Consider the following 7,218-nt stretch of genomic DNA (forward strand, 5'->3'; position numbering starts at 1 on the left):
CCAGCGCCATCGGGATGACCAGGCGGCGCCGACGGGGATTCATGCCCCGATCGTAGTGACCCGGGACGAGGGCAGCCTCCGCACCCGAACGGCGGCCCGAGCCGGTCGCCTGCTGCCGGCCCGCGTTGCGGCGCTCGACGACGCTCGCCGGTCAGTCACCCACGTTTCCGCCGCGATCGTCGCCGAGCCGCGAGGCGATCAGCTCGGCGAGGTGCAGCGCCGGCACGCCGGCGAGGTCGGCGAGCTGGTGCCGGCAGGAGAGGCCGTCGGCGAGGACGACGGCCCCGGGGTTCGACCGCACCGCCGGCAGCAGGTGCGACTCCGCGACCGCCACGGAGACGTCGTAGTGGCCACGCTCCATGCCGAAGTTCCCCGCCAGGCCGCAGCACCCGGGGACCCGGGTGACCGTGGCCCCGGCGCCGGTCAGCAGGCGCTCGTCGGCCTCCCACCCGAGCACCGAGGCGTGGTGGCAGTGCGGTTGTGCGACCACCTCGAGCCCGGACAGGTCGGGCAGCTGCCACTCCAGCGTGCCGAGCACCTCGGCGAGCGTGCACACACCCGACGCCACGTCGGCCGCGCGCGGGTCGGCGGTCAGCTCGACGGCGTCGGTGCGCAGGGCGGCCAGGCAGGAGGGTTCGAGGCCGATGACGGGGACGCCGGAGGCGACGTACGGCGCCAACGTGGCGACCGTCCGGGAGACGACCTTCCGGGCCCGGTCGAGCTGACCCGTGGTGATCAGGGTGAGTCCGCAGCAGGCGTCGTCCGGGATCACGCCGACCCGGAGGCCGGCCGCCTCGAGGACCGTCGTCGCCGCGTGCGCCGTCCGGGGCAGGAAGTGGTCGGTGAACGTGTCGGCCCAGATCCACACGTCGGGCGCCGAGGTCGAGTGCCCGGCCGATCGGCGGAGGGTGTCGCGGGCGAGCTCGGGCATCGATCGCCGGGGGTCGATCCCCGCGACCGCCTTGACCAGCCCGGCCGCGGGTCCCTTCATGGTCCGGTTCGCGAGCCCGGCCAGAGGTGCCGATCGGCGCACCCAGTCCGGCAGCCGGCCCAGCGTGTAGTGGGAGCGGGGGCGTCGCCTCCCCGCATAGCTCTGGTGCAGCACCTCGGCCTTGTAGGCCCCCATGTCCACGCCGGTGGGGCAGTCCGACGCGCAGCCCTTGCAGGCCAGGCACAGGTCGAGTGCCTGATGCACGGCCGGATCGTCCAGTCCGTGCACGAGCGAGCCGTCCAGGGCCTCCTGGAGGACGCGGGCGCGACCACGCGTGGAGTCCTTCTCCTCACGGGTGGCCACCCACGACGGGCACATGACGCCGCCCGGAGCAGGCGTCACGCACTTGCCGACACCGGTGCAGCGGTGCACCGCGTCCGCGAGGGAGCCGCCGTCCTCGCTGAGCCGCAGGGCGGTCCGCACCGGAGCGCGGGGACGCGGCGGGCGGAGGTCGGCGTCGAGCGGGGCGGGGTCGACGAGGACGCCGGGGTTGAGCAGGTTGCCGGGGTCGCAGATCGCCTTGGCGGCCGCGAACATCCTCAGTGACCGCTCGTCGTACATGAGCGGCAGCAGCTCCGACCGCGCGCGCCCGTCGCCGTGCTCCCCCGACAGCGAGCCGCCGTACTGCTTCAGGGCATGGGCTCCCGCGGTCAGGAAGTCACGGAACCGCCGTCCGCCGTCGTCGAACTCGAAGTCGATCCGCACGTGGACGCACCCGTCGCCGAAGTGGCCGTAGGGGACCCCGTCGAGGCCGTGTCGGCCGAGCAGGTCGTCGAACTCGCGGAGCCAGGCGCCCAGGCGGTCCGGTGGAACGGCCGCGTCCTCCCATCCGGAGTACGCCGGCCGGTCCAGGCTGCGCGCCGCGAGCCCGGCACCGTCCTCCCGGATCCGCCACAGCGCCGCCGACTCGGCCGGGTCGTCCACCAGACGACGATCCAGCGCACCGGCATCGCGGACGATCGACTCGACCGCGGCGGGAGCCTCGGCCCCGGCCACCTCGACGAAGAGCCATCCGGAGCCACGGGGCAGCGGCGGCACACCTCGACCGCGGGTCCGCACCAGGTCGACGATGCGCGAGTCCAGCCCCTCGCAGGCGATCACCCGCGCGTCCTGGCCGGTGGCCGCCGACAGCACGCCCGGCACCGCGTCGGCCGCCTCGGCCATCGACGGGTACCCCAGCACCAGCAGCCGTCGGTCCCGGTCGTCGGGCACGAGCTCGACCGTCGCCTCGAGGACGAGTCCGAGCGTCCCCTCCGAGCCGACCAGGAACCGGTCCGCCCGGCGGCCGTTCTCGGGCAGGAGGTGCTCGAACGAGTAGCCACTGACCTGCCGGGAGAACCGCCCGAACGACGTCCGCACGTGCGCCAGCTCGTCGTCCACGAGCGAGGCCAGCCCGGTGGTTGAGGTGCGAGGGCCGCCAGGGCCCGAGCCTGGAAACGCCGGAACCGGGCCGCCGGTCTCAGCCACCTCCCCGGTCCCGAAGACCACCTTCATCGCCGCGACGTTGTCGGCGGTCCGCCCGTAGCCCAAAGCCCGGGACCCGCAGGCGTTGTTGCCGATCATCCCGCCGATCGTGCACCGGGTGTGGGTCGACGGGTCGGGCCCGAACCGCAGGCCGTGGGCCAGCGCCTGCCGGGTCAGCGACGCGTGGACGACACCGGGCCAGACGACGGCCGTCCGCGACTCGGGGTCGAGCGAGACGATCCGGTCGAGGTGGCGGGCGGTGTCGACGACGATGCCGGGGCCGACCGCGTTTCCCGCGATCGAGGTGCCGGCGCCACGCATGGTCAGCGGCACGCCGAGGGCTCGCGCCGCATCCAGGACGGCGACGATCTCGTCGGGGTGGCGCGGCCGGGCCACCACCTGCGGCACGACCCGGTAGAGCGAGGCGTCGGAGGAGTAGAGGGCGCGGGAGAGGGCGGAGTCGTCGACGTCGGTCACCCCTCGGCGACGGAGCTCCGAGACCAGGTCCGCCGTCACCACGGGCCCCTCATGCGGGGCCCGTCACCAGAGCTCCAGGGAGCCCCGGAACACGCCCGCGAGGTCGTCGGGCGTCACCTCGCGTGGAGCGGTGGCGAGCAGCCTCTGCTGCTTGAGGGATCCGTCGACCAGGTCGTCGACGTCGGAGTCGGCGTACCCCACCTCGGCGAGACCGCTCGGGAGCCCGACGTCGCGCATCAGGTCCAGCAGCACGCCGGGCAGGGCGTCCGGGCCGTCCGCGGCACAGGAGGGGTCGAGGAGTCGCGCGGCATGCAGGTGCCGCTCGGGGGCGGCGTCGAAGGTGAACCGGAACGCCTCGGGAGCGGTCAGCGCGACCGCCATCCCGTGCGGGACGATCGCCTCGCCCTCCGGGTAACCCGGCGGGCGGTAGTCCCGGACCCTTCCGGCGATGGGGTAGGCGTTGGCGTGCGGGATGTGGACCCCGGCGTTGCCGAAGCCCAGGCCGGCGAAGGTCGCGGCGAGGGCCATCTGCTCCCGCGCGGCCGGGTCCGAGCCGTCCTTCACCGCGGCCCGGAACGCCCCGGCGAGAAGTGACATCGCGCGCTCGGACCACATGTCCGCGATCGGGTTGGCTCCGCAGTACGGCACCCGCTCCTCGGGCTGCTTGGCGTCGAAGCCGGCGTACCAGCGCGCGGTGTAGCTCTCGAGGGCGTGGCAGAGGATGTCCATGCCCGCCGCGGCGGTCACCATCTCCGGCTGGGTCAGGGTCAGGGTCGGGTCGACGACGGCGAGGGTGGGGCGCAGCCGGGGGTGGCTGATCCCGGTCTTCACCTGGAGGGAGAGGACGTCGAGGACGCAGATCGTGGTGCTCTCGCTGCCGGTGCCGGTCGTCGTCGGGCACGCGACCAGGGGCAGCAGCGGGTTGACCGGGGCCGATGCCGCGCCGACCGGTGCGTTGATGTAGTCCATCAGCTCGCCCGGGTTGGTGACCAGGAGGTTGACCGCCTTGGCCGTGTCGATCGCGGAGCCGCCGCCCACGGCGACGATCGCGTCGAACGGGCCGGACTCCCGGGCGAAGTCGACCGCGGCCCCCATCGACTCGTCGGTCGGCTCCACGTGGACGCCGTCGTACGTCGTCACCTCGAGGCCTCGGTGCTCCATCTGCTGGCCGATCCGGGCGGGGTGCCCGGTGGCGGCCACACCGGGGTCGGTGACCAGCAGGACCCGTCTGGCTCCCGTCTGGAGCAGGTCGTAGCCGATCTCCGCGGACGCGCCCGGCCCGAACTTCAGCGCCGGCGCTCCGTAGGTGAAGACGGTCTCGGCCCTCGTTGTCTCGGCCCGTGCTCTCTCGGCCCGTGCTCTCTCGGCTCGTGCGGTGTCGCTCATGGTTGGCTCCTCACGCCGGGTCGGTGCCCATCCTGCCTGCTGCCTCCAGGGCGTGGTGCACGACGTCGAGCACCGGCAGCTTCCGGGCCCGCACGTCGGCCACCGGGACCCAGGCCACGGCCTCGGTGGTGCCGCCCACCTCGGCCACCCAGGGCTCGGCCGTGGGATCGACCGTCGCGGCGAAGACCAGCAGCACGGCGTGGAAGTCCTCGAAGCGGCCCGAGGGCGCGGTGCCGCTGAACGCCTCGTCGTGCACGGCGATCAGCTCGCCGACCGCACACTCCAGCCCGCACTCCTCCCGCACCTCGCGCTCCAGCGCGGGACGGGGCGACTCGCCGTGCCCCAGCCCGCCGCCCGGAAGGCTCCAGGAGCCGGTGTGGAAGCCCCGCTGCGAGAACTGCACGAGCAGCACGTCGCCCTCACCGTCCGCGGCTCTCGACTCGCGCCGGACCAGGGCGTAGGCACCGACCCGCTGCCGACGGAACGGCTGGTGGTCTGCCAGCGCCTCCAGCACCAGCGGTGCCACCGGCAGGGTCCCGTCGACGACGTCGGTGACCCGGTGCCACGCGGCCTCCGCCGTCGAGCCGTCCACCTCGACCACACGGGGCTCGGGGGCATCCGGAGCGACCCAGCCGTCGTAGACGATGCGCAGCGCGTGCGCGTCGACCCGACGGCCGTCCCTCCAGACGCCCGGCAGGTGGGCGGAGTAGACGCGGGCGGTCTCCCCGACCTCGGCGTCGAGCCCGGTCTCCTCCTTGACCTCGCGCAGCACCGCGTCGCGCGGGTCCTCGCCGTGGTCGAGGCCGCCACCGGGGAGGGTCCAGAGCTCGTCGCTCGTGATCCGCTCCGCCAGCCGGCTCAGCAGGATCTCCTGCTCGGCGTCGGGGCCCGACGACGCGACCCGCAGGATCACGGCGTACGCCGCGACCCGTTGGCGCTTCGGAAGGCTGCCCACGCCCTCAACCTAGTGGACCCCACTCGGGCGCGACGGCCGAGCGCGGCGACCCGTCGAGCGTGAAGGACGCGGCCCGGTCGAGGGCGTGTCCGCCCAGGTGGGCGGGGTACCACGGCGCGAGCTCGCCCGGGCGGGGCCGGTGCTCCGGCAGCGCCTGCAGCGCCTCGAGCTCGCGCTGCATCCGGTGTCCGTGCTCCCGGGTCCAGGCGACCGGGTCCGCGTCGCCCACGGTCGCCGGCTCGCCGAAGCGGACGTCGACGAGCCGGCCCCGGGTGAGGTCGGGACGCGGGAGGACGTCGGCCGCGTCACGCTTCTGCGCCCAGATCCGCTGGCTGCCCCAGATGGTCACCGGGACCAGCGGGGCCCCGGTCTCACGGGCGAGCGCGGCGGCGCCGGGCATCAGCGCACGGACGACGTAGGCCGCGGAGATGCCGGCCTCGGGGAACACGCAGACCGCTTCTCCGTCGGCGAGGAGCCGGCGTGCGGTGAGGTACGCCGCCGCGGGAGCGGTGCGGTCGACCGGGATGTGCCGCATCGCCGTCATCGCCCGGCCGACCCCCTTGACGTCCCAGATGTCGTGTCGGCACATGAAGCGCACGAACGGCCGACGGTCCAGCAGCGCCCGCCCGATGAAGAGGAAGTCGGGGAAGGACACGTGGTTGGCGACCAGCAGCGCCGGTCCGTCCTCGGGCACGTGTTCGACGCCCCCGGCCCTGACCCCGACGTCGAGCGCGCGCAACGCGACGCGTCCTGCGGCGATGACCGCGCGGTAGGTCAGGTCGCTCACGAGAAGGGCGGCCGTGCGTCCCGTGCCAGCGAGCGTCGTCCGGCCCAGCGCCACACCCGCGCCGCCCGGTCGCGGTCGTCGTCGGTCACCAGGTTGCCCATCCAGCGCAGGGCCAGGGTCATCAGCCAGTCCGACCGCATGCCGGCGGGCCCGAGGGTGCGCAGCACCCCGGGCAAGGTGACCAGGCCGGCCAGCCGCCGGGCGATCGAGAAGGCCTCGCCGTAGTTCGCGCGGAGCAGGCCGGGCCACACCGCCGACAGGTCGTGGTGCTCGCTCATCACGTCGACGACGAGTCGACCGGTCTCCAGGCCGTAGTCGATGCCCTCGCCGTTGAGCGGGTTGACACATGCCGCGGCGTCGCCGATCAGCGCCCAGTTGGGCCCGGCGACCTGCGAGACCGCCCCGCCCATCGGCAGCAGGGCCGAGGTCGGTGCCCGGAGGTCGCCGCTGAGCCCGAAGTCGGCCCGGCGCTCGTCGGCGTAGCGCTGCATGAGCGGCCGGATCGCGATGTTGGCGGGGCGCTCTTGCGTGGCGAGGGTGCCGACGCCGAGGTTCACCTCACCGCTCCCGAGCGGGAAGATCCAGCCGTAGCCCGACAGCAGCTCGCCCTCGTCACCGCGCAGCTCGAGGTGACTGCTGATCCACGGGTCGTCCGACTCCGTGGAGGCGAGGTAGGAGCGGCCCGCGACGGCGTACACCGTGTCCTTGTGCCACTCCCGCCCGAGGAGCTTGCCCAGCGGGCTGCGCACTCCGTCGGCGACCACGAGCCGGCGGCAGGAGACCTCGAACACCTCGCCGTCACGGCGGAAGGTCACCGCGGCGACCCGTCCGCCGTCCAGGCGTACGTCGACCGCACGGGCGCCGTCGACCGCGTCGGCCCCCGCCTTGATGGCGGTGGTGCGCAGGTGGTCGTCGAGCTCGGTGCGGGCGACGGCCGAGCCCCAGGCGGGTAGCGAGCCGCCCGGCCAGGGCAGGAGCAGCGTCTGGCCGAACCCGTGGGCGCGCAGTCCCTGGTTGACGGTGTGGGCCCGCAGCCAGTCCTCCAGCCCGAGCAGCTGCAGCTCGTGGATGGCCCGCGGGGTCAGCCCGTCGCCGCAGGTCTTGTCGCGCGGGAACACGGCCGCGTCGACGAGCAGCGTGTCCAGCCCCGCGCGCGCG

5 protein-coding genes are annotated in these 7,218 nt (G+C 74.3%); all 5 read right to left on the reverse strand.

The genetic code is table 11. The annotated features are described in order from the left end of the window. Positions 1-151 precede the first annotated feature (151 nt). Complete coding sequence (locus tag VFN12_RS01975) at positions 152-2,971, reverse strand: FAD-binding and (Fe-S)-binding domain-containing protein (protein ID WP_325116869.1); 2,820 nt, start codon at positions 2,969-2,971, stop codon at positions 152-154. Positions 2,972-2,995: 24 nt separating this feature from the next. After that, a complete protein-coding gene (locus tag VFN12_RS01980) occupies positions 2,996-4,318 on the reverse strand; it encodes a hydroxyacid-oxoacid transhydrogenase (RefSeq protein ID WP_325116870.1) in 1,323 nt (440 codons plus the stop codon). Between the two features lie 10 nt (positions 4,319-4,328). Continuing rightward, complete coding sequence (locus VFN12_RS01985; protein WP_325116871.1) at positions 4,329-5,273, reverse strand: NUDIX hydrolase; 945 nt, start codon at positions 5,271-5,273, stop codon at positions 4,329-4,331. A gap of 4 nt (positions 5,274-5,277) precedes the next feature. Then, positions 5,278-6,060, reverse strand: a complete 783-nt coding sequence (locus VFN12_RS01990; RefSeq protein WP_325116872.1) for a lysophospholipid acyltransferase family protein — start codon at positions 6,058-6,060, stop codon at positions 5,278-5,280. Further along, on the reverse strand, positions 6,057-7,218 hold a 1,162-nt coding region (locus VFN12_RS01995; protein ID WP_325116873.1), incomplete at its 5' end, for a geranylgeranyl reductase family protein. The genes VFN12_RS01990 and VFN12_RS01995, both read right to left, overlap by 4 nt.

It is taken from the genome of Nocardioides sp., assembly GCF_035703625.1.
In the GTDB taxonomy this organism is placed as follows: Bacteria; Actinomycetota; Actinomycetes; order Propionibacteriales; family Nocardioidaceae; genus Nocardioides.